Origin of the sequence: Amycolatopsis sp. MJM2582, from assembly GCF_000754115.1 — a bacterium.
GTDB classification, from domain to species: Bacteria; Actinomycetota; Actinomycetes; order Mycobacteriales; family Pseudonocardiaceae; genus Amycolatopsis; species Amycolatopsis japonica.
Genome location: NZ_JPLW01000007.1, coordinates 188,705 through 215,137, shown reverse-complemented (window position 1 = coordinate 215,137; position 26,433 = coordinate 188,705). Strand labels below are relative to the sequence as shown.

Sequence of the window (26,433 nt, the reverse complement as noted above, 5' to 3'; positions counted from 1 at the left end):
GCTGCGGACGATGGACTGGGTTGGTCAGTCGTGGTGAATCTCCGGGGGCGCGTCTCCGGTCCGGCGGTAATCACCGGGGCTCAACCCCGTTTCCCGCCGGAAGAACCGGCAGAAATACGCGGGATCCGCGAAACCGACCCGGCTGGCGACCTGCCGCACGGTGAGATCCGTGCCGAGCAGGAACCGTTTCGCCTCCCGCGTCCGCGCCTCGCGCATCAGTTGTGCCGCCGTCCGGCCGGTCGCCGTTTTCACCGCGTCCGTGAGGTATCCCGGCGTGACCCCGATACGTTCCGCGAGCGCGCCGACCGACCAGAGCCCGAGGTCGGGTCTGCCGAGCAACCGGGCGAATTCCGTGCCCACCGCCTGCGCCCTGGCCGGCGGTCGCGGATCCGCCAGGCCGGGAAGCCGTCCCGCCCGCACGATCAGCACGTGCATCAGGGCCCGCAGCACCGAATCGGTTCCCTGCCCGCCACAACGGAATTCCTCGTCGAGTTCGGCGACCAGCCGCGCCGTCTCCTCGGCCGCGCGTTCGTCGAGCCGCCACGGCTGCTGGCTGAGCCTTCGCAGGGTTTCGCGATCCGACGGATGTTCGAGCAGGAAATCGTCGGTGAACAACACGACGAATCCGGTGAGATCGCGGGCATCCCAATGATGCACCTGCCCCGGTGTTATGACCGCGAGTTGCGGCGGCCCCAATTCCCACCGGGTGAAATCGATGACGTGGTCACCGGTGCCGCCGGTGACATGGACGATTTCGTAGAAGGTGTGCCGATGCGGGAACGCCGCCCGCGACATCGGCCCGATCGTGTCGAAGGTGCCGACCGTGAACGGCAGGGCGTCCGGCGCGCGGACCTCCAGCCGATGCAGTGGCAATTCCCCCGCCTTCGGTTTCAGGCAAGGCGTCCTCGGCAACACCGTCGTTCCGCGCATGGATCGGTCCCTTTCACCACACTGGGGAATGAAAAGTCTAGACCAATGTTCGCGCCGTGACTGCCGACGGAAGTCGCTTCTCCCCCGCCGGGTACAGTCGGATCATCGACGCACGTCCGAAGGGTCACCACGCGATGTCTCCCACCAAGTCGCGCGGTCGGGCCCGATGGTCGCTCGGCGCGTTCGCCGCCTTGGCGCTGGCGTGCGCCGTGGCCATGGCGACGGCGGGCACTTCCCACAGCGACCTCGAGATCTACCGTTTCGGCGTCGACACGCTGTGGAGCGGCGGCGATCTCTACGGCGCGTTACCGCTTTCCGACGCCGGCATCCCCCTGCTGTTCATCTACCCGCCGTTCGCCGCGTTGGTGCTCACCCCGCTGGCACTGGTGCCGTGGACAGGCGCGGTACTCCTGCTGTTCGCGCTCAGCCTGGCCGCGCTGGGCATCACCTTCTACGGGATCGTCCGCACGCTGTGGCCGTCCGGGGACCGGCGGAAGGCGTTGCTCGTCGCGTCGCTGGCGATCACCCCGGCGCTCTTCCTCGAACCGGTCCGCCAGACACTCGGTTTCGGCCAGATCAACCTGTTGCTGATGGGTCTCGTGGCGGCCGACTGTCTGCTGGCACGGGGCCGTTACCGGGGCATCGGAGTCGGTCTCGCCGCGGCCGTCAAGCTGACGCCGATGGCGTTCCTGCTGTTCTTCCTGGTGCGCAAGGACTTCCGTGGCGCGCTGACCGCGGTGGGCACGTTCGTGGCCGCCTCGTCCGTCGCGTTCGCGGTCGCACCGGAGGCGTCCGCGCGCTACTGGTTCGGCGGGCTCGCCGGGGCGTCCGGGATCAGCGGCACTTCGTTCCACACCAACCAGACCCTGCAAGCGGTGCTGGCGCGCTTCGGCGTCGAGTCCGCCGCGAAGCCGCTCTGGATCGTCCTCACCGGTGTGCTGCTGGTGCTGGTGACGGTGACCATGTACCGCTCGGCGCCCGTGCCGGCGCTGCTGCTGAACGCGACGTTCGCCCTGCTCATCTCGCCGACGTCGTGGTCGCATCACTGGGTGTGGATCGCCCCGGCGCTGTTCACCACCATCGCCTTCGCCGTGCTCAGGCGTCAGGATCGCCGCAAGGCGGCAGCCTGGCTAGCCGTCACCGGCGTCGTCGCCACGATCTTCGTCGCGGCCCCGTTCCGGTACTTCCCGGCCTTCGACCGGCCGGGCCAGACATGGACGACCGCCCAGCAGTGGCTGGGAAACTGCTACGTCCTCGCGGGCCTGGCCTTCCTCGCCGTCGCCGGTGTGCTCGCGCTACGGAAGCGCGTTTAGCGATCCCTCCGTCTTGACACCGCGCTCCTTCATGTCTCTATAGTACTAGGTAACTAGATAAATGGAGTTACCATGATCGAGTTCCACCTCGAGGACCACTCCGGCCTGTCGCCGTACCTGCAGCTCGTCCGCCAGGTGCGGCAGGCGCTGCGGCTCGGCCTGCTCGCCGAGGGCGACCAGCTGCCGACGGTCAAGGAAGTGGTGGCCCGGCTGGCGATCAACCCCAACACCGTGCTCAAGGCGTATCGCGAGCTCGAACACGAGGGCCTCGTCGCCGCGAGGCCGGGCGTCGGCACCTTCGTGACCGCGACGCTCACCGATGGATCCCTCGCCGCGCATGGCCCCCTGCGGATGGATCTGCAGCGCTGGCTGGCGAAGGCGCGCAAGGCCGGGCTCGACGACGAGAGCATCGAGGCGCTGTTCATGACGACCTTTCGGACCGTCGCCGGAGAGGAAATAGCATGACCGCCGTCCTGCGGACAGAGGGTCTCGGCAAGAGATACGGCAAGAACTGGGCGCTTTCCGAGTGCACGCTGGACATCCCGGCCGGGCACGTGGTCGGGCTGGTGGGCCCCAACGGAGCGGGCAAGACCACGCTGCTGAACATGGCCGCCGGCCAGCTGCCGCCGACCACCGGCCGGATCACCGTGCTGGGCGGGCGTCCCGGCGCCAGCCCGGCCCAGCTCGCCAAGGTCGGCTTCGTCGCGCAGGACACCCCGACCTACGCCGGTCTTTCCGTCGCGGACCACCTGCGGCTCGGCGCACGGCTCAACCCCGGCTGGGACGACGCGCTGGCCAGGGACCGCATCGCCCGGCTCGGTCTCGATCCCGCGCGCAAGGCCGGGAAACTCTCCGGCGGTCAACGCGCCCAGCTCGCCCTCACCCTCGGCGTGGCGAAACGGCCGGAACTGCTGCTCCTCGACGAACCGGTCGCCGCGCTCGATCCCTTGGCGCGCCGCGAATTCCTGCAGGGGCTGCTCGAAGCCACCGTCGAGCAGGAACTGAACGTGGTGCTGTCGTCCCATCTGGTCTCGGATCTGGAACGCGCCTGCGATTTCCTGATCGTGCTCATCGATTCCCGCGTGCAGGTGTCCGGCGAGGTCGAGACCCTGCTCGCCACCCACCACCGTCTCACCGGCCCGTGCCGGGACGCCGCCAGGCTCCCGTCGAGCCAGCACGTCGTCTCGGAAAGCCATACGGACGTCCAAAGCACCTTCGTCGTGCGCACCGAGGAACCGATCCACGATCCGGTGTGGACGGTGAGCAAGCTGAGCCTCGAAGATCTCGTCCTGGCCTACCTGACCAAAACCACCGCGAACCACCGGCGGATCCTGGAGGTCCGGAGATGATCTGGCTGACCTGGCGTCAATTCCGGCTCCCGGCCGCGGCCGTGTTCGGGGCCTTGGCGGTACTAGCGCTCGTCCTGGCCGTCACCGGGCCCGCCATCTCCGGCGAATACGCCACCGGGATCGCGACCTGCGCGGGCGACACCGCCGCCTGCGACGACTTCGTCGAGCGCTTCCTCAACGACCACCAGAACACCTTCCTGGCCGTCACCGCGCTCGTACTCCTGCTGCCCGCGCTCATCGGCCTCTTCTGGGGCGCGCCGCTGTTCACCCGCGAACTCGAAGCCGGGACACACCGGCTGATCTGGAACCAGAGCGTCACCAGGACACGGTGGCTGGCGGTGAAACTCGGGATCACCGGCGTGGCCGCGATGCTCGCCGGCGGCGTGGGCAGCCTGGCGGTGACCTGGTGGGCGACCACCTTCGAAACGGCCGCCGTCAAGGATTTCCCACGGCTTTCGGCGATGGTGTTCGACGCGCGCGGTGTCGTCCCCATCGCGTACTCCGCGTTCGCCTTCGCGCTCGGCGTCACCATCGGCATGCTGGTGCGCCGAAGCCTTCCCGCGATGGCCGTCACGCTGGCCGCGTTCGCGGTGATCCAGGTCGCCGTGCCGATCGTCGTGCGGCCCCATCTGCTGCCCTCGATCGACGCGACCCTCGAACTCTCTCCGTCCACTGTGGATGGAATCGGCCGGAACCCGAACACCGGGGTGCTGCATTTCGAAGCCAAGGCACCGGATCCCGGCGGCTGGCTGCTGGCGGGCGAAACCGTCGACGCTTCCGGCAAACCCGTCGAGAACGTCACCATGCCGACGTCGACCGGCCCGTGTTCGCCCTCGGCGCCACCCGGCGGCCGCGGCACCGGAGCCGACCCGATGGACCTGTGCCTGGCCGAAATCAACCGGCTCGGCTACCGACAGCACGTGATCTACCATCCGCCCACGCGATTCTGGCCGTTCCAATGGATCGAAAGCGCGCTGTATCTGGTGCTCGCCCTCGGTCTCGCGGGATTCTGTTTCTGGTGGATCCGCCGCCGTCTCGCCTGAAAGGACCCCGATGCTCGACCTGACCGGTACCACCACGCTCGTCACCGGGGCCAGCGGCGGGATCGGCCGCGGCATCGCGCTGCGGTTCGCCGAGGCGGGCAGCGCCGTCGCCGTGCACTATCACCGTGACGAGGCCTCGGCGCTCACCGTCGTCGAACGGATCCAGGAGGCGGGCGGCACCGCGAAGACGTTCGTCGCCGACCTCACCGACGACGGCGAATGCCGACGGCTCGTGACGGCTGCCGCCGCCTGGACCGGACGGCTGGACACCCTGGTCAACAACGCCGGCGTGCAGCCGATCGAACCCCTGCCGGAGATGTCGGCGGAAAGCTGGCGCGCCGTCCTCGACGCGAACCTCACCAGCGCGTTCTCGTGCACCCAAGCCGCGGCCGCGGTGATGAACGGCGGCAGCGTCATTCATATCGCCTCGATCGAAGCGACCCAGCCCGCGCCGGGACACGCGCACTACAGCAGCGCGAAGGCCGCCCTGGTCATGCACGCCCGCGCCGCCGCGCTCGAATATGGCCCGCGAGGACTGCGCGTCAACGCCGTCTCCCCCGGCCTGATCGAGCGCCCCGGCCTCGACGACGCCTGGCCGGAGGGCGTCCGCCGCTGGCGACAGGCCGCGCCGTTGGGCAGGCTCGGCACTCCTGGCGACGTCGCGAACGCCTGCCTTTTTCTCGCTTCGCCGCTCGCGTCGTGGATCACGGGGCACAACCTGACGGTGGACGGAGGTGTGTCCGCGCGTCCCACTTGGTGATCGCGGCGTTTCTTGCCCAGGTGACGCGGCTGGCAGGCATGATGTACGGGTGGGACACCTTCCTGTCGATGTACGTGTTTCGCTTCGGTTCTTCGCCTTCTACTTGGCCAACGGCACCATCGACGTCGACTTGCTCGACGGTTTCGACTACCGACCTGCCCTCTTCCAGTTCGGTTCGTCGTTGGAGCAGGTCTTCGCGATCTACGGCAATGTGCTGGAAATTGACGAAGAGGGCAACGTGCTGAACGAGGGGACGCGCAGTACCGTGCCGCCCAGTGGATTCGCCGCCTTTGCGACCCGGCTTACGAGGTCGAGCCACCGTTCGAGCCCTGGGAGACCGAACTCCACGGTCCGTAAGTCCTTTCGGGACAGCGCTGCGACGGCCTGGGGCGGGGCACCCGTATCGCTCCATCGGCTCGGTGAAACGGATGTACGGTACGTGCGATCCTTCAGCACCATCCGGTCAGGACGCCGTTTTATTGAGAACGATATAGTCTGAACGTACGATAGCACGGGTGTTCGAACCTGCGTACCGTTGATCTTGTGTCCAGCGACGATGCATCCCCGAAGACGTCCACCGAGTGGTGGCGCGTCGACACGGCGACGCTGCACGCGCGTAAACAGGAACTCGAAGTTCTTAAGCGCCAACTGGATGCCGAGCAGAACGCGATCCTCGCGGAAATCAACTCGCGCGGGATTCGGGGCTGCAGCGGCCATTCGACGCTGGCCGGGTTGATTCTCGAGGATTTCCTGGTGTCGGACAAGGAAGCCGCCGCCCGCGCCGACCGGGTGCTGGCGCTGCATCCCGGCCCGCCGATCGGTGGTGACCCCGAACCACCGTTGGCACCGTTGACAGCCGAGGCCGCAGCGGAGGGCGCGATCGGTGGTGGCCAGATCGACGCGATCATCAAGACTCTCGCCCGGATCCCGTCCAGTGTTCCTGAGGGCGATGTGCGGGCCGGGGAGAAGATCCTGGTCGAGTTGGCCAGACATGCGGGGCCACGGCAAATCGCTCGCGCCGGACGTCGTCTGCTGGACGAGCTCGACCCGGACGGCAAGGAGCCCCGCAACGACGATCCGAAGGAGGCTCGGCCGGAGCTGCGGTTCATCAAACACCGCGATGGCACCTTGGGCCTCAAGGCGCGCCTGGACCTGGAAACCTACGCCCGCCTGAAATCCGACCTCGATCCGATGGCCAAACCCCACAAAGCCATCGACGGAGTCCGCGACTCCCGCAGCCGGGACGAACGCTACGGCGACGCCTTCACCGACTACGTCCGGTTGAAGACCACCAGCCGGAATCTTCCCGGCCAAGCCGGGGAAGCCACTCACATTCTCGTCACCATGTCCTACGACGACCTGATCCGCGACATCGGCGAAGCCCACCTGGATCTGGTCGGACCGATCAGTGCCACCGACGCCCGGATCCTCGCCTGCGACGCCCGCGTCAGACCCGGCGTCCTCGGCACCGCAGGCGAACCCCTCGACATCGGCCGCTCCAAACGCACCGTCTCCCTCGCCCAGAAATACGCACTCACCCTCCGCGACGGCGGCTGCGCCTTCCCCGGCTGCGACATGCCCGTCCCCCGCTGCACCGCCCACCACATCGTTTTCTGGCGACACCACGGCGAAACGAAAATCGACAACCTCGTCCTGCTCTGCACCAAACACCACCGGCTCATCCACCGCAGCGAATGGAAAGTCCAGATCGCCCAAGACGGACTCCCCCAATTCACCCCACCCGCCTACCTCGACCCGACCGGGTCTACAAGGAGAAACACCATGCACCTCAGGACATAGGCCGACCCCAGCCTCGAAAGTCACCGGCTCCGGATCTCGGCCCCACGCTTCAGATTCGTCACCAGCGCCGTCGATTTACCCGTGACGGCGGCCGCGAGTGGTCGTTCGAGTCCCGGGAGCCGGGCCACGTGAAGGAACACCCTGCGCGCCAGGAGCAGGAACCGGTTGGCGGGCAGGAACCATCGCGCGCCTCGCCGGGCGACTTGCTGCTTCTCGGTCACCACCGGGCGGACCAGACGCTCGTACTCCGCGAGCGCGGCCTCGATCGAGTGCGCCCGGGTGAGTCGCTCGGCCAGAACGAACGCGCCCGCGATACCCAGTGAAGCGCCCTGTCCAGCGAGAAGTGAGACGGCGTAACAAGAATCCCCGACGAGCACGACCCGCCCACGGCTCCAGGAAGACATCTCGATCTGCGCGACCTGGTCGTAGTACACCTCGCCCGGCGGCGGGCACAGACCGAGCGCCTTCGGCACCGCCCAGCCGAGCGAACCGTAAGTCGCGCGCAGTGTCGCCCGCGCGTCGTCCGGCAGGGCCGGATCCGTCGTGCGGTGCACGGCGAACGCCGCGAGTTTGCCGTCGCGGAGACCGTAGAAACCCATCTGCATCCCGACCGTGTCGGTCAGACAGAACCGCTCGCCCACCTGCGCGCGAATTTCCTCGTCCTCGAAAACGAAGGCCGCCGTATGAAAACCGAGATGACGCAAGAACCGGCTCTCTTCACCGAAGACCAGCCGCCGCACGGTCGAATGGATCCCGTCGGCCCCGACCAGCAGATCGACTTCGAGAGTGTCGCCGTCCGCCAAAGTGACCCGCACGCGGTCGCCGAGGTCCTCGACGCCAGTGACCCCGGCACCGAATCGTACGTCCACTGTGGATGGAAGACCGGTACGCAGTACCCGTTCCAGATCCGGCCGCATGATGCTGCAGAGCCGTCCCCGCACCGATTTGGCGAACTGGACGTAGTCGATCGCCGCCCGGCGGCGGCCGCGCTCATCCAGCAAGCTCGCTTCGTCCACCTGATACGCCGCTTCCTCGACCTGGGGCAGCAGTCCCATTTCCTCGACGGCGTCGAACCCTGGGCCGAAGAAGTCGATCATGTAGCCCTGTTGCCGCGGCCCCGCGGCCCGTTCCAGCACCACGACTTCGACATCCAGCGCCGCGAGCCGGTGCGCCAGCGCCAGACCGGTGATCCCGGCCCCGCAGATCGCCACCTTCATGGGGGTCCCTCCCTTTCGTTCAGCCGACCAGCCTGCGCAGGACGACCGGGGAGACGATCCGGCCGGACTCCGGTCCGAGCGCCCGATGCAGCAGAAGCCCGTCCACCGCGGCGAGGAGTGCCGCCGCCGTGTCCTCGGCGTCGGCCACTCCCCGCTCCGCCAGCCACCCGCCCAACCTGGTGCGCAAGCCGGCGAGCAGCTCGCGGATGCCTTGGCGCAAGGTGTCATCGCGGGTCGCGGCGAGATAGGCCTCGGCGAACAGCAACGACATCGGGTCGGTGCCGGAGTATTCGCCGACCGACGCCAGCAGCGCGCCCACCGCGTCGGCCGATGTCTCGACGGACTCCAGCGCCGGCTCGAAAGCGACCGCGACCTCACGCATCGCGCCGAGCACCGCCTCGATCATCAAGGCCTGCAGCGACGGGAAGTGGTAGTGCACGACGCTCGGCGTGACACCCGCGCGCTCGGCCAGGATCCGGGTGCTGACCGCGGACCAGCCGAGTTCGGGCACGAGTGCGACGGCCGCTTCGAGCAACCGTTGCCGGACGAGCTTGCCACGCGCCGCGGCCGGGGATCCTGCCACCGTCATCTCCTAGGGCGTTCGTCCTGTACGACTGCACTGATCGTATGCCCGGATCCGGCCGCGGTGCAAACTCATGCCCTCTTCGGCCCACGCCTGGGGCTCACTCTGAAACCCCCGCACGGGGCAAAAATGACCTCTTCCTCCCCCGGAACGGTCGCGAAGCTTGCTCTTCCGAACCCGTTTCCTGGAGGACACATGGTCTCGAAACCCCGCCTCGCCCTGGGAATGCTCGTCTTGGCCGCCTTGGCGGGCGGGCTGCTCGCCTTGCTCATCTCGCTCGACGTCGGCGCGTTCTGGGCCAAGACGCTGCCGCTCGTCTTCCTGGCCGGTGGCGCGGCGTTCGCGCAATCCCTCGGGTTGTTCAACAAGCCATCGAAGGACTGAGACCGAACGTCAAACCCGCTGCGGCGCGAAGGTTCGTCGGTAGTCCTGCGGGGAAACGCCGACGACCTTGTGGAAATGGTGACGCAGCAAGGCTCCTGAGCCGAAGCCGCAGCGACGCGCGACCTCGTCGATGCTCATCGTCGTCTCTTCGAGCAGCGACCTCGCGTGCAGAACCCGTTGCGTCGAAAGCCATCGGTGCGGTGTGGTGCCCGTCTCCGCGACGAACTTGCGAGCGAAGGTGCGCTCGGACATCCGTGCCCGGCGGGCCAGATCGGCGACGGGATGTTCGTGGTCGATGGTGTCGAGCATCCAGGCGAGCACCGGCTGAAGGCTGTCCCCGGTGCATTCCGGGATCGGCACCTCGACGAACTGGCGTTGCCCGCCTTCCCGTTGCGGGGGCACCACCATGCGCCGGGCGATCGCGGTGGCCGCGGCGGAGCCGAGTTCGCGGCGGACCAGATGCAGGCACGCGTCGATGCCGGCGGCCGTTCCGGCGCTGGTGATGATGTCGCCGTCGTCGACGAAGAGGACGTCCGGATCCAGCTTCGCCTCGGGAAAACGCTTCCGGAACCGCTCGCTGTGCCGCCAGTGGTTCGTGCACCGCCGCCCGTCGAGCAGCCCCGCTGCGCCCAGCACGAACGCGCCGGTGCACACCGAAAGCAGCGTGGCCCCTCGCGCCGAAACCGCACGGAGCGCCTCGAGCACCGCGGGTGGGTATTCGTCGCGCACGTCGCAGGCGGGGACGACGACGAGGTCCGCGTCTTCGGTCGCTTCGAGACCGTGTTCCGGGGTGACCTTGACGCCGTGACCGAGGCTCAGCGGCTCTCCGGCCCGCTCCCCGCACACGCGGAAATCGAGCAGCGGCACGCCGTCATCGGTGCGGTCGTAACCGAACACCTCGCAGACGACACCGAACTCGAACGCGGCGAAGTCGTCCAGCAGCACCACGGCGACGCTCTTCAGCATGCCCGAAGCATAGCTGGCAGGATTTTGTCGCACAACGACAGAACTGCCACTTTTGGCAGGATGTCGAGCGGCGCAAACTTACTGCCATGACCGCAATCATCGTCACCCTCGCCCTGATCGCCCTCGTCACCTACCTGCTGGAGCGCAACCACGCGCGGCAGGGCCGCCCGGACACCGCCGGCGGCGACCCGCTCGGCCGGCCCTTCTGGAGAGGAGGCGCCACGGTCTGAAATCCCCGACGCGCCAAGGAACCCCAGTTCAGCAGGGCTCTCTGCGAAAACTCGGCTCGATCCCCTGACCACCGGTGTCACGAGGGACACGTTCCCCGCCGAGACCGTCGAACGAACGCACATCCGCCGAGGTCAGACCCACAATCACCGGTTTAAACCTCTTCGCCCGCATTTTCTGCCGGTTACCAGTTTTCTGGTTAGGGTGCAGTGGTGCAAACGGGTTAACTCGGGCGGAAGGAGATCGCGCCGTCATCGGCGCGTGTCTGAACATGAGTTCGCAGGACGGTAAACAAGCGGAAGAAGAGGTCGTCGCGGAGACCGCGTCGGACCTCGCCCACGCGCCGGACACGACAGGTCCGGGGCACCCGCCCGATGAGCACGTCCCGCTCGACCTCGCCGCCGAACGACCCGCCGAAACCGACCGTACCGTTTTCGGTGTGGCGGCGGCTCTCGCGCTCGCCATCATCATCTGGGGTGTCCTGTCCCCCGAGAGCCTCGCGAGTGTCGCGTCGACCCTCCTCAACGACGCCGTGATCCCTTACGGCGGCTGGGCCTTTGTGCTGACAGCGAGCGGTTTCGTGCTCTTCGCGGTCTGTCTGGCCATAAGCCGCTACGGCCGGATCCCGCTGGGCGGGGACAAGGAACTCCCCGAATTCCGGACGTCGTCGTGGATCGCGATGATGTTCAGCGCCGGCATGGGCATCGGCCTGATGTTCTTCGGGGTGTACGAACCGGTCTCCCACCTCGCGAGCCCGCCCCCGGGCACCGCGGCCCCGAACTCCGACGAAGCCGTCCACACCGCGATGGCGACGACGTTGTTCCACTGGACCGTGCACCCGTGGGCGATCTACGCCGTCGTCGGTCTCGCGATCGCGTACAGCACCTTCCGGAAGGGCCGCAGCCAGCTGATCAGTTCGGTGTTCGCGCCGCTGATCGGCAAGCGGCGCACCGAAGGCCCGCTGGGCAAGGCGATCGACATCATGGCGATCTTCGCGACCCTGTTCGGTTCGGCCGCTTCGCTCGGTCTCGGCGCGCTCCAGGTGGGTGGCGGTATGGGCGCCGTCGGCTGGATCGACGATCCCGGCAAGGGACTCCTGGTCGCGATCATCGCGATCCTCACCATCGCGTTCATCGCTTCGGCGGTGTCCGGGGTGGCCAAGGGGATCCAGTGGCTGTCCAACATCAACATGGTGCTCGCCGCGGTGCTCGCGGTGTTCGTGCTGGTGGTCGGGCCGACCGTGCTGATCCTCAACATCGTGCCCGGCGCGATCGGCGACTACTTCCGCGAACTGGCGGAGATGTCCGGCCGTACCGGGATGACCGGTGGCGAGGAGATGCAGACCTGGCTCGGTGGCTGGACGGTCTTCTACTGGGCGTGGTGGATCTCGTGGACGCCCTTCGTCGGCATGTTCATCGCGCGGATCTCGCGCGGCCGCACCATCCGGCAGTTCATCTTCGGTGTCATCGCGATCCCGAGCATCGTGAGCCTGATCTGGTTCGCGATCTTCGGCGGCGCGGCGATCAGCAGGCAGCGGGCGGGCACGGACATCGCGGGCGCGGGCAGTGCCCAGTCGGCGACGTTCGAACTGCTCGAGACCCTGCCGTGGTTCGTCCCGATCGCGATCCTGGTGATGATCCTGGTGTCCATCTTCTTCGTCTCCGGCGCGGACGCGGCTTCGGTGGTGATGGGCACCTTGTCCCAGCGCGGGAGCGTGCACCCGAAGAAGGGTGTCGTCATCTTCTGGGGCGTGCTGATGGGCGCCGTCGCGGCGGTGATGCTGCTGGTCGGCGGGGACAAGGCGCTGACCGGGTTGCAGAACCTCACCATCCTGATCGCGGTGCCGTTCGTGTTCGTGATGGTCGGGTTGTGCGTGTCGGTCTGGAAGGACCTGCGCAACGACCCGCTGATGAAGCAGGAAGACGCGATGATGTTGTCGCTGAAGGAACTGCACGAGGAACGCACGAACGGCCACGCCCGCCGTCGTCTCCTCGGACGGTCGAAACAGCGCACCTGAGCTGATCCCGCGTGAAGGCCCCCTTTCCTCGACTGAGCCGAGGGAAGGGGGCCTTCACGTACTTCACGCGCGTCCGATGGCGACGAAAGCGCACAACGCGAGGTACCCCAGGTCCAGCAGCGCGATCAGGGGTTCGCGGCGACGCCACCGGACGACCAGCGCGCCCGCCATGACCAGCGCCAGTCCTAGGGCCGCCAGCGGTACCAGCGCCGGTGCGATGTCGAGCAGCGCGGGAACGACCAGGCCCACCGCGCCCAGGATCTCGACCACCCCGATGAACTTCACCGTGCCCGGGCCGAAATCCAGCACCCATCCCGCACCCGAGGCCACTCCGGCGACCGTTTCCCTGCGCAGGAACAGTTTCCCGACACCGGACACGAGATACATCACGGCCAGCAGACCGGCGACGATCCACAGTGCGGTCTCCATCAGTGCGCCGCGAACTGGCCGGGCGTGTAGTCCCCGGCGGGCTGCCGGGTGATGACGTTCAGCCGGTTGAAGGCGTTGATGAGCGCGATCTGGGCCACCAGCGCGACGAGCTGGTCCTCGTCGTAGTGCTTGGCGGCGGCCTCCCACGCCTCGTCGGTGACACCGCTGCCGTCGGCGAGACGGCAACCCTGCTCGGTGAGTTCCAGCGCGGCGCGTTCGGCCTCGGTGAAGACCGTCGCCTCACGCCAGCAGGCGACCAGGTTCAGCCGGGTCGTGGTCTCCCCCGCGTGCGCCGCGTCTTTGGTGTGCATGTCGAGGCAGCCCGAGCAGCCGTTGATCTGGCTGGCGCGGATGTTCACCAGTTCCCTTGTCGCCAAAGGAAGTTCGCTGCCGTCGAGCACCTTCGCGGCCGAGACGAAGTGCTTCACCAGCTTCGGCGCGAGAGCGGTCTTGAGGAATTCGAGCCTTGCCTGCATGGGATTTCTCCTTCTCGTCGGTCTTTCACTTACTTCGACGAGGAGGACTCCCGAGAGGTAACACCCATGGCCGCGAGGCGACGTGGATCACTGACCGAGTCGATTCCGACGATGCGGCCGTCGACGATGGTGCAGGTCATCACGCCCAGCAGTTTGCCCGTCCGGCTCCACGACACGATTCCCGGTTTGCCGTTGACCAGCGCGGGACGGGTCATACCGGCGGCGCGCGCTCCGCGCTGGACCCGGGTGGCGACCTCGGCCGCACCGAGCCGGACGACCTCGCCGTGACGGCTCTGCGAGCGCCACGTCACGTCGGGGTCGAGCATCTCCATCAGCCGGTCGAAGTCCCCTTCGCGCGCGGCGGCGAGGAACGCGTCGACGACGGCGCGTTGCCGCGGCTCGTCGGCCGGACGCTGTCCCCGCACCTTCCGGCGGGCCCGGCTGGCGAGCATCTTCGCCGCGTCCGCGGATTTGCCGAGGATCTCGCCGATCTCGGCGAACGAGACGGCGAACAGGTCGTGCAGCACGAACGCCAGCCGTTCGGCCGGGCCGAGGGTGTCGAGCACCACGACCAGCGCCACCCCGACCGATTCGGCGAGCAGCGCGTCCTCTTCCGGCGAATCGTCGAGCACCAGCAGCTCGGGCGGCTCGTCGTAGGAGTCTTCGGGGCGGGTCTTGCGGGAGCGCAGGGTGTCGATGCAGACGCGGCCGACGACCGTGGTCAGCCAGCCGGACAGGTTGTCGATCGTGTCGGCGTCCTGGCGCGCGAGCCGCAGCCATGCCTCCTGGACCGCGTCCTCGGCGTCCGCGCGGGAGCCGAGCATCCGCTGGGCCACGGCCACCAGACGCCCGCGCTGCTCCTCGAACGCGCTGGCCAGCGCCTCACCGGTCATGTCGTTACCTTTCTCGCGCCGAACCCGTCATGGACATGACGAGCGCGACGCGAGAAAGGTAACCGACTTCGCTCAGACGTCCCGGATCGGCGTCTTCACGGTCTTCTTCATGCCGGGGTTCTTCGTCTCCGGCTTCTTCTTGCCGGGCTCCGGTTCCGGCTCGGTGGCCGTGCCGCCGATACCGGACTCGATCGCCGCGGTGACGATCAGGTTCCGCTCGTCGGACGAGATGACCTCGCCGTCGAGGAGTTCCTGGGTCACGGCCCGCACGTAGGTCACGAACTGGTCGTTCGACGAGTAGTCCGACTCGTCGTCGATCACGTCGTTGATCGTGCAGCCGTCGCCGGTGTCGCGGTTCTCGACCTGGCTGTCCGCCGTCCCGAGGATCACGGTGTCCCGGAGGTCGGAGTCCGGGCACGCGTCCGGGCCCGGTGGCGCGGCGACGATGGTGAACGCGCCGCCCTGTTCCGCCGAGACGTTGCCGGCCTTGTCCGACGCGCGGTAGGCCAGCGTGTGCGTGCCGAGCGCGGTCACCTTCACCGGCGCGGTGTAGACCGTCCAGGCCCCGCCGTCCAGCCGGTACTCGATCTTGTCCACCCCGGACCCGGCGTCCGTCGCGGTCAGGTTGATGGTCGCGTCCTCGATGTACGACCAGCTTCCGTCCAGATCACCGCTCACCACCACCGAGACGACCGGCGCGGTGTTGTCGTCGCCTTCGACGATGGTGAACGTCGCCGTGCCTTCGGCCGAGACGTTGCCCGCCTTGTCGGTGGCGCGGTACTTCACCGTGTGCGCGCCGACCACGGTCAGCGCGAGCGGCGCCGAGTAGGTGAGCCACGGGCCGCCGTTCAGGTTGTACTCGACCTTGCCGACACCCGAGCCGGCGTCGGTGGCCGTGAGGATCACGGTCGCCTTGCCGACGTAGTTCCCGGCGGTGTCCTTGGTCCCGGTCACCTCGGACGTCACGGTCGGCGCGGTGGTGTCACCGCTGACGATCGTGAAGTGCGCCATGCCTTCCGGCGAGACGTTGCCCGCCTTGTCCGAAGCACGGTAGGAGACCATGTGCATCCCCGGCGCGGTGACCGCGACCGGAGCGGTGTACGCGGTCCACGCGCCTTCGTCCACTTTGTACTCGACCTTGTCGACGCCGGAGCCCGCGTCGGTGGCGGTGAGCTTCACGGTGGCGGTGTCGAGGTAGTTGCCCGCGCCGTCCTTGGTGCCCGTCACCTCGGCCGTCACCGTCGGCGGTGTCGTGTCACCGGGCTGTCCGGTGACGACGGTGAAGGACGACATCCCTTCCGGCGAAACGTTTCCGGCCTTGTCGGTAGCGCGGTAGTGGACCATGTGCGATCCGGCCGCGGTGACCGCCACGGGTGCGGTGTACGCGGTCCACGCGCCGCCGTCGAGCTGGTACTCGACCTTGTCCACGCCGGACTGACTGTCCGAAGCGGACAGATTCACCGTCGCGGAACCGACGTAGTTCCCGGCGGTGTCCTTGGTGCCGGTCACGTTCGCGGTCACGGTCGGCGGGGTGGTGTCGGCGCCGCCGCCGTCGGTGACGACGAACTCGCCCATCATCTTGGTGTGGCCCTGGATCGTGCAGTAGTAGCGGTACTTGCCAGGGGTCAGCGTGACCGTGGCCTCGTGCACGCCGCCCTTGTCGTCGTAGGGGTTGGCGAGGATGTTGAGGTTGACGTCGTGGTTGTAGCCCGGCGTCGAGGTGTCGAACGTCAGCGTGTGCGACATCGTCGAGCCGAGCTCTTCGGTGTTCTTGAAGACGATCGTGGTCTCACCGGCCACCGCGGTCGACGGCGCGCTGAGGTAATGGTCGGTGCTGTCGCCCGCGGTCCATTCCAGGGTCTGGACGGGTGCGGCGGAGGCTGGGGCGGACGAGCCCGGTAACACCAGGCCCGCCAGTGCGAGTGTCGCGGCCACCAGGGCCACGACGAGGGTTCTTGGGGACATCGCAGGGAAACCTTCCGTACAAAGGGAGACCGGCCGGGCACACGGAACCCGCGCGCCCGGCCGGTTTTCGCGCTACAGCTGCCGCACCCGGATGTTGCGGAACTCCATCAGGTCGTTGTCACCGTGGTTCTGCAGACCGATGAACCCGCTGACGAACTGCCGGAAGTCGGTGGACGGGTCGCCCGCCCGAGACGACTGGATCCCCGGCGCGTTCTCGAACTCGTTGATCACCACGCCGTTGCGGATGATCGTGTACTTCTGCCCGACGACCTTGATCTCGTACTCGTTCCAGGTCCCCTTCGGCTTCACACCCGCCTGGTCCAGCGGCCGCGGGTCGAAGTTGTAGATCGACCCGGTCTTCTGCGGCTCACCGGTGGCGCCGTCGTACAGCTGGACTTCGTGGCCGCAGTAGATCGCGACCCAGGCCTGCGAGGTCCTCGCCGAACCGACCGTGCCACAGCTGCCCGGCGGACGCTGCTCCAGCGGGGTGCGCGGATCCGGGAACCGGACGAACACACCGCTGTTGGCGCTGCCGGTCGGCGCGATGTCCTTGAACTGCAGCTTCACCGAGAAGTTGCCGAACTGCCGTGCCGAGTACCACAGCATGCCGAGCCCGCCCGACGGTCGCAGTGACCCGTCCGGCTGGATGGCGAACTGCCCGGACGGCGCCTGCGACCAGTTGCGGAACGATTCGGCCGTGCCGTCGTAGATCGCGTCGTAACCGGTGACGCCCTTGTTGCCGATGGGCGACGCGGCGGCCGCGGCGTTGATCTTGTCCGACTCGGCCGCGTTCAGCACGCCGAGGTCGCCCAGCCGGTCCACGGCCTGGGTGACGTGGTTGACGAAACCGGCGTGGGAGGTCCACGTGCTCTCGTCGTCGATCATGTCGTCGACCGTGCAGCCGCCACCGGCGTTGCGGTTGGTCACCCCGGTGTCGGTGTCGCCGATGGTCACCGTGGCACTGGAATCCGCCACGAGACACCCGACGCTGACCGAGTTCCGCGTGGTCACCGTCTCGCCGTCCGCGTAGGTCACGGTCAGCTTGGCGGTGTACAGACCCGTCCGCGGGTAGGTGTGCCGCGGGTCGGGCTGGGTCGAGATCGTGCCGTCGCCGAACTCCCACTTGTAGGAGACGCCGCCGGACTTCGACCCGGTGAAGGCCGCGGTGAGCGGCTTGTTCTGCACCATGGTCGACGCCGCCGCCGCGGACGGCGTGGCCTCTCCGCCGGTGTAGCTGATCTTCAGCAGCTTCTGGTTGTTGGTCAGGGTGAAGAAGCCGCCGCCGTAGTCGAGCACGTACAGCGCGCCGTCCGGCCCGAACTTGGCGTCCATCCACTGGTTGAGCTTGGTGTCGCCACCGCCGGTCGGGATGATCTGCCGCACCGTCTCGGCGAACACCGGCGGATCCTGCTTCGCGACACCGTTCGGGTCGAGGGTGACCGCGATCCGGTTCTGCCCGTTGCTCTGGTCACCGATGAACCATTTGTCGTTCCAGTACGACGGCCACGCGACGCCGCTGTTGGTGTTGACCAGTTCGCGGTGGTACGTCGGCCCGGTCATGACCGCCTGGCCGCCGCCCTTGAGGTAGGGCTGCGTGTAGGTGGCCTCGGCCGCGTTGTACGTCGGGACGGAGCTGTTGGGGCGGTTGGGGAACACCGGCCCGCCACCGTCCGGCGCGTACCAGATCATGTTCTTCTTGATCGGCGGCAGATTCACCAGGCCGGTGTTGCGCGGCGAGGTGTTGACCGGGTTGTCGCAGTCGTACCAGCCGGTGAGCACCGCGGCGTCGGTGCTGCTGCGGTCGCGGTACGGCTGCTTGTTGCCCATGCAGTACGGCCAGCCGTGGTTACCGGCCTCGGTGATCACCGTCGCGGTCTCGTACTTGGCCGGGCCGAGTTCCGGGCTCGGCGAGGTCGCGTCCGGGCCGACCCAGGCCGCGGTCAGCCAGTTGGTCTTCTTGTCGACTTGCAGACGCGAGATGTTCCGCACGCCCATCACGTAGATCTCGGGCCTGGTCTTGTTCCCGGGGTCGTTGGCCTCGGGGAACAGGTTGCCCGACGGGTTGGTGTAGGTACCGTCCGGTTCCGGGTGGATCCGCAGGATCTTGCCGTTGAGGTCGTTGGTGTTGCCGGCGGTGCGGCGCGCGTCCTGGAACGAGACGCCCTTGTAGTCCTGGGTCCAGTTGTTGCCGGAGTACCCGTTGGAACCCTGCGACGAGTTGCTGTCACCGGAACCGATGTAGAGGTTCCCGTCCTTGTCGAAGTCCATGCCGCCGCCGGCGTGGCAGCAGCTGTGGACCTGGACGTCCCACGACAGCAGGTCCTTGCGGGTCGCCTGGTCCAGCGTCTGGTTCTTCAGGTCGTAGGTGAACCGCGAGACCGTACGCTTGCCGATCCGCTTGTCGATGTCGACCGACGAGTGCGGCATCCAGTAGGCGTACATCCAGCCGTTCTCGCTGAACTTCGGGTCCAGCACGAGACCGAGGAGGCCTTCCTCGTTCTTGACCAGTTCGTCGCCGCTGCCGCGGTTGCCCATCACCTTCAGCGTGGTGAGCAGCTTCGGCTTCTTGGTGACCGGGTCCCACTGGTGGATCGTGCCGCAGCCGGCGCCGATCTCGGGGTTGGTCCAGTCGTTCGGCGCGGGCACCGTGTTGCCGGCGCAGGCGGCGCGGCCGATGTAGAACACCCGGCCGTTCGGCGCGATGGTGAGCCCGTGCGGCTCGCCCATCTGGTCGAGCTGGCCGGGCTGGTTGATCCCGGTCAGGCGTTCGACCTTGTAGTTGGCCGCGATACCCGCCTTGCAGTCACCGCGCACCATGCCGGTGGTCCACTTGAGCGCGCCGAGGATGTGGCTGCGGAACTGGGCCTCACCGTAGCTCGCCTCGGTCCGGCCCATGCCGCTGTAGAAGGAGCGGCCGCCGTCGTAGTCACGGCACCACGAGATCGGGTGGAAGGCGCCGTTCGCGCCGACACCCGGTTTGTAGGTCGATTCCTCGACCTGCGCGACCGTGTGCACGGTCCCGACCGGGTTGACCTCCCAGTTGAGCCACCGGTCGGTGCGCACCCACTTCTGCGGCAGGCCCGCGGTGGCCGGGTTGGCCTTGTCGAGGACGTCGACCGTGGCCTGCGCCGGGTCTGGCTCCGGCGGCGGCGGAGTGGTCGAGTTGTCCTTGAACAGCTTGAAATCGGCCAGCTGGATGAGCGGCTCGCCGCCGTTGGCGGTGATGTTCAGCCGGTAGTTCGAGTACGCCGTGGTGTTGGCGAAGGTGAACGTCCGGCTCACGAACCGGTCCGGGAACGTCTCGTTTGCGCGAGTGTCCAGATCGATCCACGTGGTCCCGTCGTTGGATCCCTGCAGGGTCCAGTTCTTGGGGTCACGACCGGCGTAGTCGTTCGCCGAGACGAGCGCGTAGCTGCTCACGGCCACCGGGGCGGCCAGCTTGTAGGCGACCCAGCCGGTCGGCTGGAAGGCCAGCCACTTCGTGTTCTCGTTGTTGTCGGTGAGCTTTTCCTTGGTCTCGTTGGGCGGGTTCTCCGCGCTCGCGGTGACCGACGCGACGGCCTCCGGCGTGGGACGCGCCCCCACCGGACGAGCACCGATCAGCCCCGAGAACCACTGCGAACCGTCCTGGGCCCGCGCGGCGTCGGACAGGCCGAGGAACCCGCCGCCCGCCTTCATGTAGTTCTGCAGCGAGGTTTCCTGGTCGCGGTTGAGCGTGATGCCCTGCGCGGAAAGGAAAACGACGCCGCGGTACTTCGCGAGGTTGGCCGCGGTGAACACCGCGGGGTCCGAAGAGGACGAAACGGAGATGCCGTTCGCCTGGCCCAGGCTCGCGATCGCGTCCGTGGCCCGCAGGACGGGGTCCTTCTGGTCCGCGGCGGCGCCGTGGAAGACCAGGACGTTGACCGGGACGTTCGTCGCGGCTTCGGCGGTCACCGGTGCGATGGCCAGCGGCAGCCCGGAGGTGACGACGGCGCCGACCGCGAGCGCGGCCAGTGACCGTCTGCGGAGCCGGCGTTGCGAAAATACTCGTCTCAAGTTCTCGCTCCTTTCAAGACTAGTGGTGGTGGGCCGAGGCGCCGGTGGCGTTCGGTGTGGACGTGGTGGTGTGCTGGTGCCCCTTGAAGCGGTCGATCGCCTCCTGGGCGCCCGCGGGCATCCCGCCGTCGGCGTTGCGGACCAGGAACACCCCGGACATGCCGTCGTCCGAGTGCTGCTGGACGTGGCAGTGGTACATCCACGCGCCCGGCCCGACGCCGTCACCGGCGATCACCTGGAACCCGAAGGAGTTGCCGGGGTCCAGGGTCTTGTTGTCGAGGATGGGGGCGTTGTCGGTCGCGCTGGTGAGCATGCCGGTGCGGGTGTCCGCCCAGCGGTGCGCGTGCAGGTGGAAGGTGTGCATCAGGTTGCCGTGCCCGATGCAGATGAACTCGACGCGTTCGCCGAGGTTCGCCTCGAAGATCGGGGTGTTCGGGGCGACCTGGTGGTTGATCCACATTTCGGTGAACACCACGGTGAACTGCTTGCTGGGCAGCAGATCGCCACGTTTGCGCACGATCAGGCCGCCGTAGAGACCCTTCATCAGGCCCGCGGTGCCGTGGTCGCCGCCGAACGCGTGGTCGTGGTAGTGCCAGTACCCCGCGCTGCCGGGCATCCAGAAACCGTTGGCCGCCTGATACGCCGTGCGGGTCTTCCAGGTGTAGGTCTTGGTCTCGTAGGGCTTGTTGAAGGAATCGTTGAACGGCGAGCCGTCGGATTTGGTGTCGTAGTTGACACCGTGCGGGTGGATGGAGAGGCGCTGGTCGGTGTTGTTGACCAGCTCGATCACCAGCGTGTCACCCTCGTAGCACTCCAGGAGCGGCCCGGGGATCGTCGGCTTGCCGGGCTCGAGCCCGTAGCCGACCCGGGTCGTGCCGGGAACGTAGTCGGCGTAAATGGTGATGTTGCGGGTCATCCCGGCCGCGGCGGCCGGTGCCGAACCGGCGCTGGCCGACACCACGACCGGGGCGATCACCCCGGCCGCGGTGCCCGCGAGCATCGATCTGCGGGACAGCCCGCGTTTCTTGTTGTCCATTGTGGATTCCCCAGTTAGAAGCGGACGTTGCGGAGATAGGTGAATCCGGTCTGGGCGGTGCTCAGGGGATCCGTGGGGTTGTCGTGCTCGACGATGTATTCGGCGAGGTGGGGACGGGTGTGGCGGAAGATGCGGGGGAAGTCGATGACGCCCTTGCCGGGGTCGACCATCTCGCCCGCCGCGGTCCGGTCCTTGACGTGGTACTGCACCACGCGCGGACAGTGCTGCCGGTACAGGGAAACCGGGTCCATCCCGCCTTCCACCGCCCAGAACAGGTCGATCTCCAGGTGCACGTACCGCGGGTTCGTGTTCCTGGTGAGCACGTCGTACGGGCGCACGCCGTCGATGGGCGCGAACTCGTGCGCGTGGTTGTGGTAGCCGAGCGGGATACCGGCCTGGCGGAACTTCCGTGCCGCCGCGTCCATCCGGCCGGCGAACTGCTTCCAGCCGTCGATGGTGCCGAAATTCGCCCACGGCACGTTGGCGCGGGTGTTCCCGAGGATCTTCGCGTCCGCGATGGTCTTGTCGAGGTCGCCGTCGATGCCGACGTGGGTGGACGTCGCCTTGATGTGGTTCTTGTCCAGCAGACCGCGGAACTCCTCGGCCGAACGGCCGTAGGTGCCCGCCAGTTCGACCTTCCGGTAGCCGATGTCCGCCAGCGCGGACAGGGTTCCCGGCAGATCGGCCTGCAGCGCGGTGCGCAGGGAGTAGAGCTGGATGCTGATCTTCTCCACCGGGACCCGGCCCCGTCCGTGGTGGCCGGATCCCTGGGACTCCGCCTCGGTGGCCGCACTGGCCACGCTCGGCAGGGCTACCGCCGCGCCGACCGCGACCGCCGCCGTCGCCGCGCCGCGCAAGAGCGCCCGTCGAGAGTGGAACTGCTCAGCTTCTTCACCGCACATGAAACCGCCCTCACTTCTGGTTGCTGAAAGCCGCGTCGAAGGCCGCCGACGGCTTGTCGAACAGGAGCCCCCGCAGAAAGGTCACGGCCTCCGCCGCGCCCCGGAGCCGGTCCATGCCGGCGTCCTCCCACTCCACCGAGATCGGACCGGCGTAGCCGATCGAATTCAGTGCGCGGAAACAGTCCTCCCAGGGCACGTCGCCGTGCCCGGTCGAAACGAAGTCCCAGCCGCGTCGGGGATCTCCCCAGGGGAGATGCGAGCCGAGCCGTCCGTTCCGTCCGTCGAACCGTTTCCTGGTGTCCTTGCAGTCCACGTGGTAGATCCGGTCGGCGAAGTCGAGGATGAAGCCGACCGGGTCGAGGTCCTGCCAGATGAAATGCGAAGGATCCCAATTCAGCCCGAATGCCGGACGGTCGCCGACAGCTTCGAGCGCACGTTTCGTGGTCCAGTAGTCGTAAGCGATCTCCGACGGGTGGACCTCGTGGGCGAACCGCACGCCCACCTCGTCGAAGACGTCGAGGATCGGGTTCCACCGGTCCGCGAAGTCCTGGTAGCCGTCGTCGATGACCGCCTGCGAGACCGGCGGGAACATCGCGACGTACTTCCAGGTCTTCGAGCCGGTGAAGCCGATCACCGTGTCCACACCGAGTTTCGCCGCCGCGCGGGCGGTGTCGGCCATCTCCTTCGCCGCCCGCTGCCGGACGCCTTCGGGCTCACCATCGCCCCACACCCTGGCGGGGATGATGGCCTGGTGGCGTTCGTCGATCGGGTCGTCACAGATGGCCTGCCCGACGAGGTGGTTGGAAATCGCCCACACCTTGAGGCCGTGCTCGGCGAGCAGCTTGAGACGGCCGGGGATGTAGTCCTCTTCGGACAGTGCGCGGTCGACCTCGAAGTGGTCGCCGGAACACGCGATTTCGAGGCCGTCGTAGCCCCATTCACTGGCCAGCCTGCACACCTCGGTGAACGGGAGATCCGCCCACTGGCCGGTGAACAGGGTGATCGGACGGCTCATGCTTGCTCCTCGAAAGTGATCGCGTCGACGTCGAACAAGCCGCCGGAACCGCCCTTGAACACGAGGAACAACGGGCCGGTGCCGCCGGGGTCGGTGATGGCGGAAGCCGGGATGTCGGCGTAGGTGTCCCAGCCGCCGGTGCTGGCGACGGTGACCGTCTGGACCAGCGGTCCGTCCACCGCGCCCGAGCGCACCTCGATCGTGCCGCCCGCGCCGCCGGACGAGACCCGGTAGCCGATGCCGCTGACACCCACGAGGTTCACCGGGTCGAATTTGATCCAGTCGCCGGATTCGATGTGACCGACGCGTTTGCCGCCGCTGGCGCCGGCGTGCGCGACGACCTCGATCCCGCTGGACTGGGTGTAGAACTCGGCCTGCTTCAGCTTGGGCTGCAGGATGGATTCCGCCTCGCCGGTGAGCGCGGGCACGCCGTTGCCGCCGTTGTCGGTGTAGCTGGCGTTGATGACGCCGAAGACGTTGGCGTCCGCGCCGTGTCCTTCGTCGGCGGGCGTGGCGATGGTGCCTTCACAACCGGTCGCGCGGCTCAGCGGATGTCCGTGGCCCTCGTGCCCGAGGATGTATTCGACGGTCACCTTGGAGCAGTCGATCGGGTTGTCCTCGGCGTCGGTCACCTCGACCTTGAACGGGACCATGTCGCCGAAGCTGAACACGCTGCCGTTGACCGGTGTCTTCAGCGTGACCACCGGCGCGGTGTTGCCGACGGTGACCACCACGCTCGCCGAACCGGTCAGCCCGGTGGAATCGGTGACCGAGAGCTTCGCGGTGTACTGGCCGTTCGCGGCGTAGGTGTGGGAAACCGGGGTGGCCTCGGTGGAATCGGTCGTGCCGTTCCCGTCGAAGTCCCAGGCGTAGGTGAGCGCACCGCCGTCGGGGTCGTTCGTCCCGGCCGGGTCGAACTTGACGGTCAGCGGCGCCTGGCCGGACGTCTTGTCCGCGGCCACCTGGGCGACCGGCGTGCGGCGGCCCTTGGTGTAATCGATGCGGTAGACGGCGGATTCCTTGGAGCCGCCGAAGTAGCCGGTGCCGTAGTCGAGGACGTAGAGCGCGCCGTCCGGGCCGAACTCGAGGTTCATCGGGCGGACGAGGTCCATCGAGTCGAAGAACGGCTTGATGGCGCCGCGTTCACCGTTCGGGCCGACAGTGATCTCCTTGATCCAGCCGCGTTCCCATTCGTAGGCGAAGGTCTTGCCGTTGAAGTACTCCGGGAACTTAGTCTGCGACGGGTTCTTCGCGTCGAACTGGTAGACCGGGCCACCCATCGGCGACTCGGGGCCGGTGCCGAACTCGGGCAGCGAACCGCCGTCGTAGGGGATCCACGCCTTCTCCACCGGCGGCAGATCGGTCAGGCCGGTGTTGCGCGGGCTGGTGTTCGTCGGTTTGGCGCAGTCGAAGGCGGCGCCGGACTGCTTGGTGGCGAAGTCGTAGTCGATGAACGGCAGGTTGTCGCCGACGCAGTACGGCCAGCCGAAGTTGCCGGGCTTCTTGATCAGGTTGAACTCGACCGTGCCGCCGGGACCGCGCTTCGGGTCGGCCGCGCCGGCGTCGGGACCGTAGTCGGCCAGGTGGATCCAGCCGGTCTTGCGGTCGACGGCGAACCGGAACGGGTTGCGGAAGCCCATCGCGTAGATCTCGGGCTTGGTCTTGGCCGTGCCCTTGGGGAACAGGTTGCCCTTGGGGATCGTGTACTTGCCTCCCGCGCCGACCTTGATCCGCAGCACCTTGCCGCGCAGATCATTGGTGTTGGCCGAGGTGCGCTGCGCGTCGTACACCGGGTTACGGTCGGCGCGTTCGTCGATCGGGGTGAAACCGTCGGAGGCGAACGGGTTGGAATCGTCCCCTGTGGACAGATAGAGATTGCCCTTGGCGTCGAAGTCGATCTCGCCGCCGGCGTGGCAGCAGATGCCGCGTTCGGCCGGGACCTGGAGGATCTTCTGTTCGCTCGCGAGGTCGAGTTTGTTGTCGGTGCCCAGTTTGAACCGCGAGAGCTGGTTGTACCCCTTGAACGGCTCGAAGTCGGCGAGGGTGCCGTTCTCCGGCGCGTCACCGGCCGGGGTGTTCAGCTTGGGCGCGTAGTACAGGTAGACCCAACGGTTCTTGGCGAAATCCGGGTCGATGGCGACACCCTGAAGGCCGTCCTCGTCGTGGTTGTAGACGGGGATCTGCCCGGCCAGCGACGTCGTCGCCGACGAGCTGGTGTACCAGACACGGCCGTCGCGCGAAGTGTGCAGGACGTCGCGGTTCGGCAGTACGGAAAGCGCGATCGGCTCGCCGGTCTTCTCCTCGCCCTTGGCCAGGGTGATCTGGTCGAAGTCCGCGTCGACCGGGTCTTCCTGGGGCTTGGCGCAGCCCGCCTCGCTCAGCTTGGTGGCGTACTTGATGCCGCCCGCCAGATGCTTGAGGAAGGCCGGCTCGGCGTAAGACGCCTTGGTGTGCCCGCCGCCGGTGTACCAGGAGCGGCCGCCGGAGTTCTCGTGGCACCAGGCGATCGGGTGATCGCCCATCGCGCCGTCGCCGGGCTGGTAGCTCTTCTCGTCCAGGCTCGCGAGCACGTGGACGTTGCTCCGCGGGTTCTCGCGGTAGTTGTACCACTCGTCGGTGCGCGGCCAGGTCTCCGGAAGATCCACAGTGGACACGTGTTCGTGGTCTTCGACCTTGACGTTCGCCTGCTGGATCTGCGGGTGGGACTTGAAGTACGCCCCGACCAGCTCGCCGTACCAGGGCCAGTCGTACTCGGTGTCGGAGGCGGCGTGCACGCCGACGTACCCGCCGCCTCCCTTCACGTACCGCTCGAACGCGGCCTGCTGGTCCGCGTTCAGCACGTCACCGGTGGTGGAAAGCCAGACCACCGCGTCGAACCGCTTGAGGTTCGCATCGGTGAAGGCCGCCGCGTCCTCGGTCGCCTCCACCGCGAAGTGGTTCTGCGCCCCCAAATCCTTGATCGCCTTGATGCCGTCGGGGATCGAATCGTGCCGGAAGCCCGCGGTCTTGGAGAACACGAGCACCGTGGCCGCTTCGTGCGCCGATGCGGTCTGCATCGGTAGCGCGACGCCTGTCAGAGCCGTGACCAC

General features: G+C 67.6%; 23 protein-coding genes. 10 read left to right on the top strand and 13 right to left on the bottom strand.

The window, feature by feature from the left end; genetic code table 11:
• Positions 1 to 24 precede the first annotated feature (24 nt).
• Positions 25 to 930 carry an AraC family transcriptional regulator gene (locus tag ED92_RS35650; RefSeq protein WP_037346272.1) on the bottom strand — a complete coding sequence of 302 codons (906 nt, stop codon included), beginning with the start codon at positions 928 to 930 and terminating at the stop codon, positions 25 to 27.
• Between the two features lie 134 nt (positions 931 to 1,064).
• Here ED92_RS35650 and ED92_RS35645 point away from each other — a divergent pair, with 134 nt between their 5' ends.
• From ED92_RS35645 to ED92_RS35615, 7 genes are all read left to right on the top strand, one after another.
• Positions 1,065 to 2,243, top strand: coding sequence for a glycosyltransferase 87 family protein (locus ED92_RS35645; RefSeq protein ID WP_052121083.1), 1,179 nt, complete (start codon positions 1,065 to 1,067; stop codon positions 2,241 to 2,243).
• Between the two features lie 72 nt (positions 2,244 to 2,315).
• Entirely contained in the window at positions 2,316 to 2,708 is a 393-nt protein-coding gene (locus ED92_RS35640) for a GntR family transcriptional regulator (protein WP_037346270.1), read from the top strand.
• Complete coding sequence (locus tag ED92_RS35635; RefSeq protein ID WP_037346268.1) at positions 2,705 to 3,592, top strand: ABC transporter ATP-binding protein; 888 nt, start codon at positions 2,705 to 2,707, stop codon at positions 3,590 to 3,592. Before ED92_RS35640 ends, ED92_RS35635 begins: the two co-directional genes overlap by 4 nt.
• Positions 3,589 to 4,635: an ABC transporter permease subunit gene (locus tag ED92_RS35630; protein ID WP_037346267.1), complete on the top strand. Its 1,047-nt coding sequence runs from the start codon at positions 3,589 to 3,591 to the stop codon at positions 4,633 to 4,635. The genes ED92_RS35635 and ED92_RS35630 overlap by 4 nt, the downstream gene beginning before the upstream one ends.
• Before the next feature lie 10 nt (positions 4,636 to 4,645).
• On the top strand, positions 4,646 to 5,395 hold the full coding sequence (locus tag ED92_RS35625; protein ID WP_037346266.1) for an SDR family NAD(P)-dependent oxidoreductase: 750 nt from the start codon (positions 4,646 to 4,648) through the stop codon (positions 5,393 to 5,395).
• Positions 5,396 to 5,444: 49 nt separating this feature from the next.
• A complete protein-coding gene (locus ED92_RS35620) occupies positions 5,445 to 5,894 on the top strand; it encodes a hypothetical protein (protein WP_200882789.1) in 450 nt (149 codons plus the stop codon).
• A 44-nt stretch (positions 5,895 to 5,938) separates the two neighbouring features.
• A complete protein-coding gene (locus ED92_RS35615; protein ID WP_037346265.1) occupies positions 5,939 to 7,195 on the top strand; it encodes an HNH endonuclease signature motif containing protein in 1,257 nt (418 codons plus the stop codon).
• A 20-nt stretch (positions 7,196 to 7,215) separates the two neighbouring features.
• Here ED92_RS35615 and ED92_RS35610 read toward each other — a convergent pair whose 3' ends face one another.
• On the bottom strand, positions 7,216 to 8,412 hold the full coding sequence (locus ED92_RS35610; RefSeq protein WP_037346263.1) for an FAD-dependent monooxygenase: 1,197 nt from the start codon (positions 8,410 to 8,412) through the stop codon (positions 7,216 to 7,218).
• 19 nt (positions 8,413 to 8,431) lie between these two features.
• A complete protein-coding gene (locus tag ED92_RS35605) occupies positions 8,432 to 9,001 on the bottom strand; it encodes a TetR/AcrR family transcriptional regulator (protein WP_037346261.1) in 570 nt (189 codons plus the stop codon).
• Between the two features lie 189 nt (positions 9,002 to 9,190).
• On the opposite strand from ED92_RS35605, the gene ED92_RS35600 reads away from it, so the two are divergent.
• Positions 9,191 to 9,379 (top strand): hypothetical protein, encoded by a 189-nt coding sequence (locus ED92_RS35600; RefSeq protein WP_037346258.1) that lies wholly within the window; start codon positions 9,191 to 9,193, stop codon positions 9,377 to 9,379.
• Positions 9,380 to 9,388: 9 nt separating this feature from the next.
• Here the strand turns inward: ED92_RS35600 and ED92_RS35595 are convergent, their stop codons facing one another.
• Entirely contained in the window at positions 9,389 to 10,345 is a 957-nt protein-coding gene (locus ED92_RS35595; RefSeq protein WP_037346256.1) for a GlxA family transcriptional regulator, read from the bottom strand.
• Between the two features lie 86 nt (positions 10,346 to 10,431).
• Between ED92_RS35595 and ED92_RS43095 the strand changes: the two genes are divergently transcribed.
• Positions 10,432 to 10,575 carry a hypothetical protein gene (locus ED92_RS43095; RefSeq protein WP_162836913.1) on the top strand — a complete coding sequence of 48 codons (144 nt, stop codon included), beginning with the start codon at positions 10,432 to 10,434 and terminating at the stop codon, positions 10,573 to 10,575.
• 269 nt (positions 10,576 to 10,844) lie between these two features.
• Positions 10,845 to 12,590: a BCCT family transporter gene (locus ED92_RS35590; protein ID WP_037346253.1), complete on the top strand. Its 1,746-nt coding sequence runs from the start codon at positions 10,845 to 10,847 to the stop codon at positions 12,588 to 12,590.
• 63 nt (positions 12,591 to 12,653) lie between these two features.
• Here ED92_RS35590 and ED92_RS35585 read toward each other — a convergent pair whose 3' ends face one another.
• From ED92_RS35585 to ED92_RS35545, 9 genes are all read right to left on the bottom strand, one after another.
• Positions 12,654 to 13,019 (bottom strand): DoxX family protein, encoded by a 366-nt coding sequence (locus tag ED92_RS35585; protein WP_037346251.1) that lies wholly within the window; start codon positions 13,017 to 13,019, stop codon positions 12,654 to 12,656.
• Positions 13,019 to 13,495, bottom strand: a complete 477-nt coding sequence (locus ED92_RS35580) for a carboxymuconolactone decarboxylase family protein (protein WP_037346248.1) — start codon at positions 13,493 to 13,495, stop codon at positions 13,019 to 13,021. Before ED92_RS35580 ends, ED92_RS35585 begins: the two co-directional genes overlap by 1 nt.
• Positions 13,496 to 13,524: 29 nt before the next feature.
• On the bottom strand, positions 13,525 to 14,388 hold the full coding sequence (locus ED92_RS35575; RefSeq protein ID WP_037346246.1) for a sigma-70 family RNA polymerase sigma factor: 864 nt from the start codon (positions 14,386 to 14,388) through the stop codon (positions 13,525 to 13,527).
• A gap of 72 nt (positions 14,389 to 14,460) precedes the next feature.
• Positions 14,461 to 16,353: a copper-binding protein gene (locus ED92_RS35570; RefSeq protein WP_037346241.1), complete on the bottom strand. Its 1,893-nt coding sequence runs from the start codon at positions 16,351 to 16,353 to the stop codon at positions 14,461 to 14,463.
• Between the two features lie 72 nt (positions 16,354 to 16,425).
• Positions 16,426 to 20,391, bottom strand: a complete 3,966-nt coding sequence (locus ED92_RS35565) for a ThuA domain-containing protein (RefSeq protein ID WP_037346239.1) — start codon at positions 20,389 to 20,391, stop codon at positions 16,426 to 16,428.
• A 19-nt stretch (positions 20,392 to 20,410) separates the two neighbouring features.
• Complete coding sequence (locus tag ED92_RS35560) at positions 20,411 to 21,427, bottom strand: multicopper oxidase domain-containing protein (protein ID WP_037346237.1); 1,017 nt, start codon at positions 21,425 to 21,427, stop codon at positions 20,411 to 20,413.
• A gap of 14 nt (positions 21,428 to 21,441) precedes the next feature.
• Positions 21,442 to 22,329, bottom strand: a complete 888-nt coding sequence (locus ED92_RS35555; protein WP_037346233.1) for a sugar phosphate isomerase/epimerase — start codon at positions 22,327 to 22,329, stop codon at positions 21,442 to 21,444.
• A 10-nt stretch (positions 22,330 to 22,339) separates the two neighbouring features.
• Positions 22,340 to 23,344, bottom strand: a complete 1,005-nt coding sequence (locus ED92_RS35550; RefSeq protein ID WP_037346231.1) for a sugar phosphate isomerase/epimerase — start codon at positions 23,342 to 23,344, stop codon at positions 22,340 to 22,342.
• Complete coding sequence (locus ED92_RS35545; protein WP_235213458.1) at positions 23,341 to 26,400, bottom strand: ThuA domain-containing protein; 3,060 nt, start codon at positions 26,398 to 26,400, stop codon at positions 23,341 to 23,343. The genes ED92_RS35550 and ED92_RS35545 overlap by 4 nt, the downstream gene beginning before the upstream one ends.
• Positions 26,401 to 26,433: the final 33 nt, after the last annotated feature.

What these genes read in the sequence shown, in the direction of transcription:
- ED92_RS35650 (WP_037346272.1), bottom strand. Translation starts at nt 930, where the DNA reads ATGCGCGGAACGACGGTGTTGCCGAGGACGCCTTGCCTGAAACCGAAG.
- ED92_RS35645 (WP_052121083.1), top strand. Translation starts at nt 1,065, where the DNA reads ATGTCTCCCACCAAGTCGCGCGGTCGGGCCCGATGGTCGCTCGGCGCG.
- ED92_RS35640 (WP_037346270.1), top strand. Translation starts at nt 2,316, where the DNA reads ATGATCGAGTTCCACCTCGAGGACCACTCCGGCCTGTCGCCGTACCTG.
- ED92_RS35635 (WP_037346268.1), top strand. Translation starts at nt 2,705, where the DNA reads ATGACCGCCGTCCTGCGGACAGAGGGTCTCGGCAAGAGATACGGCAAG.
- ED92_RS35630 (WP_037346267.1), top strand. Translation starts at nt 3,589, where the DNA reads ATGATCTGGCTGACCTGGCGTCAATTCCGGCTCCCGGCCGCGGCCGTG.
- ED92_RS35625 (WP_037346266.1), top strand. Translation starts at nt 4,646, where the DNA reads ATGCTCGACCTGACCGGTACCACCACGCTCGTCACCGGGGCCAGCGGC.
- ED92_RS35610 (WP_037346263.1), bottom strand. Translation starts at nt 8,412, where the DNA reads ATGAAGGTGGCGATCTGCGGGGCCGGGATCACCGGTCTGGCGCTGGCG.
- ED92_RS35605 (WP_037346261.1), bottom strand. Translation starts at nt 9,001, where the DNA reads ATGACGGTGGCAGGATCCCCGGCCGCGGCGCGTGGCAAGCTCGTCCGG.
- ED92_RS35600 (WP_037346258.1), top strand. Translation starts at nt 9,191, where the DNA reads ATGGTCTCGAAACCCCGCCTCGCCCTGGGAATGCTCGTCTTGGCCGCC.
- ED92_RS35595 (WP_037346256.1), bottom strand. Translation starts at nt 10,345, where the DNA reads ATGCTGAAGAGCGTCGCCGTGGTGCTGCTGGACGACTTCGCCGCGTTC.
- ED92_RS43095 (WP_162836913.1), top strand. Translation starts at nt 10,432, where the DNA reads ATGACCGCAATCATCGTCACCCTCGCCCTGATCGCCCTCGTCACCTAC.
- ED92_RS35590 (WP_037346253.1), top strand. Translation starts at nt 10,845, where the DNA reads ATGAGTTCGCAGGACGGTAAACAAGCGGAAGAAGAGGTCGTCGCGGAG.
- ED92_RS35585 (WP_037346251.1), bottom strand. Translation starts at nt 13,019, where the DNA reads ATGGAGACCGCACTGTGGATCGTCGCCGGTCTGCTGGCCGTGATGTAT.
- ED92_RS35580 (WP_037346248.1), bottom strand. Translation starts at nt 13,495, where the DNA reads ATGCAGGCAAGGCTCGAATTCCTCAAGACCGCTCTCGCGCCGAAGCTG.
- ED92_RS35575 (WP_037346246.1), bottom strand. Translation starts at nt 14,388, where the DNA reads ATGACCGGTGAGGCGCTGGCCAGCGCGTTCGAGGAGCAGCGCGGGCGT.
- ED92_RS35570 (WP_037346241.1), bottom strand. Translation starts at nt 16,353, where the DNA reads ATGTCCCCAAGAACCCTCGTCGTGGCCCTGGTGGCCGCGACACTCGCA.
- ED92_RS35560 (WP_037346237.1), bottom strand. Translation starts at nt 21,427, where the DNA reads ATGGACAACAAGAAACGCGGGCTGTCCCGCAGATCGATGCTCGCGGGC.
- ED92_RS35555 (WP_037346233.1), bottom strand. Translation starts at nt 22,329, where the DNA reads ATGTGCGGTGAAGAAGCTGAGCAGTTCCACTCTCGACGGGCGCTCTTG.
- ED92_RS35550 (WP_037346231.1), bottom strand. Translation starts at nt 23,344, where the DNA reads ATGAGCCGTCCGATCACCCTGTTCACCGGCCAGTGGGCGGATCTCCCG.
- ED92_RS35545 (WP_235213458.1), bottom strand. Translation starts at nt 26,400, where the DNA reads ATGCAGACCGCATCGGCGCACGAAGCGGCCACGGTGCTCGTGTTCTCC.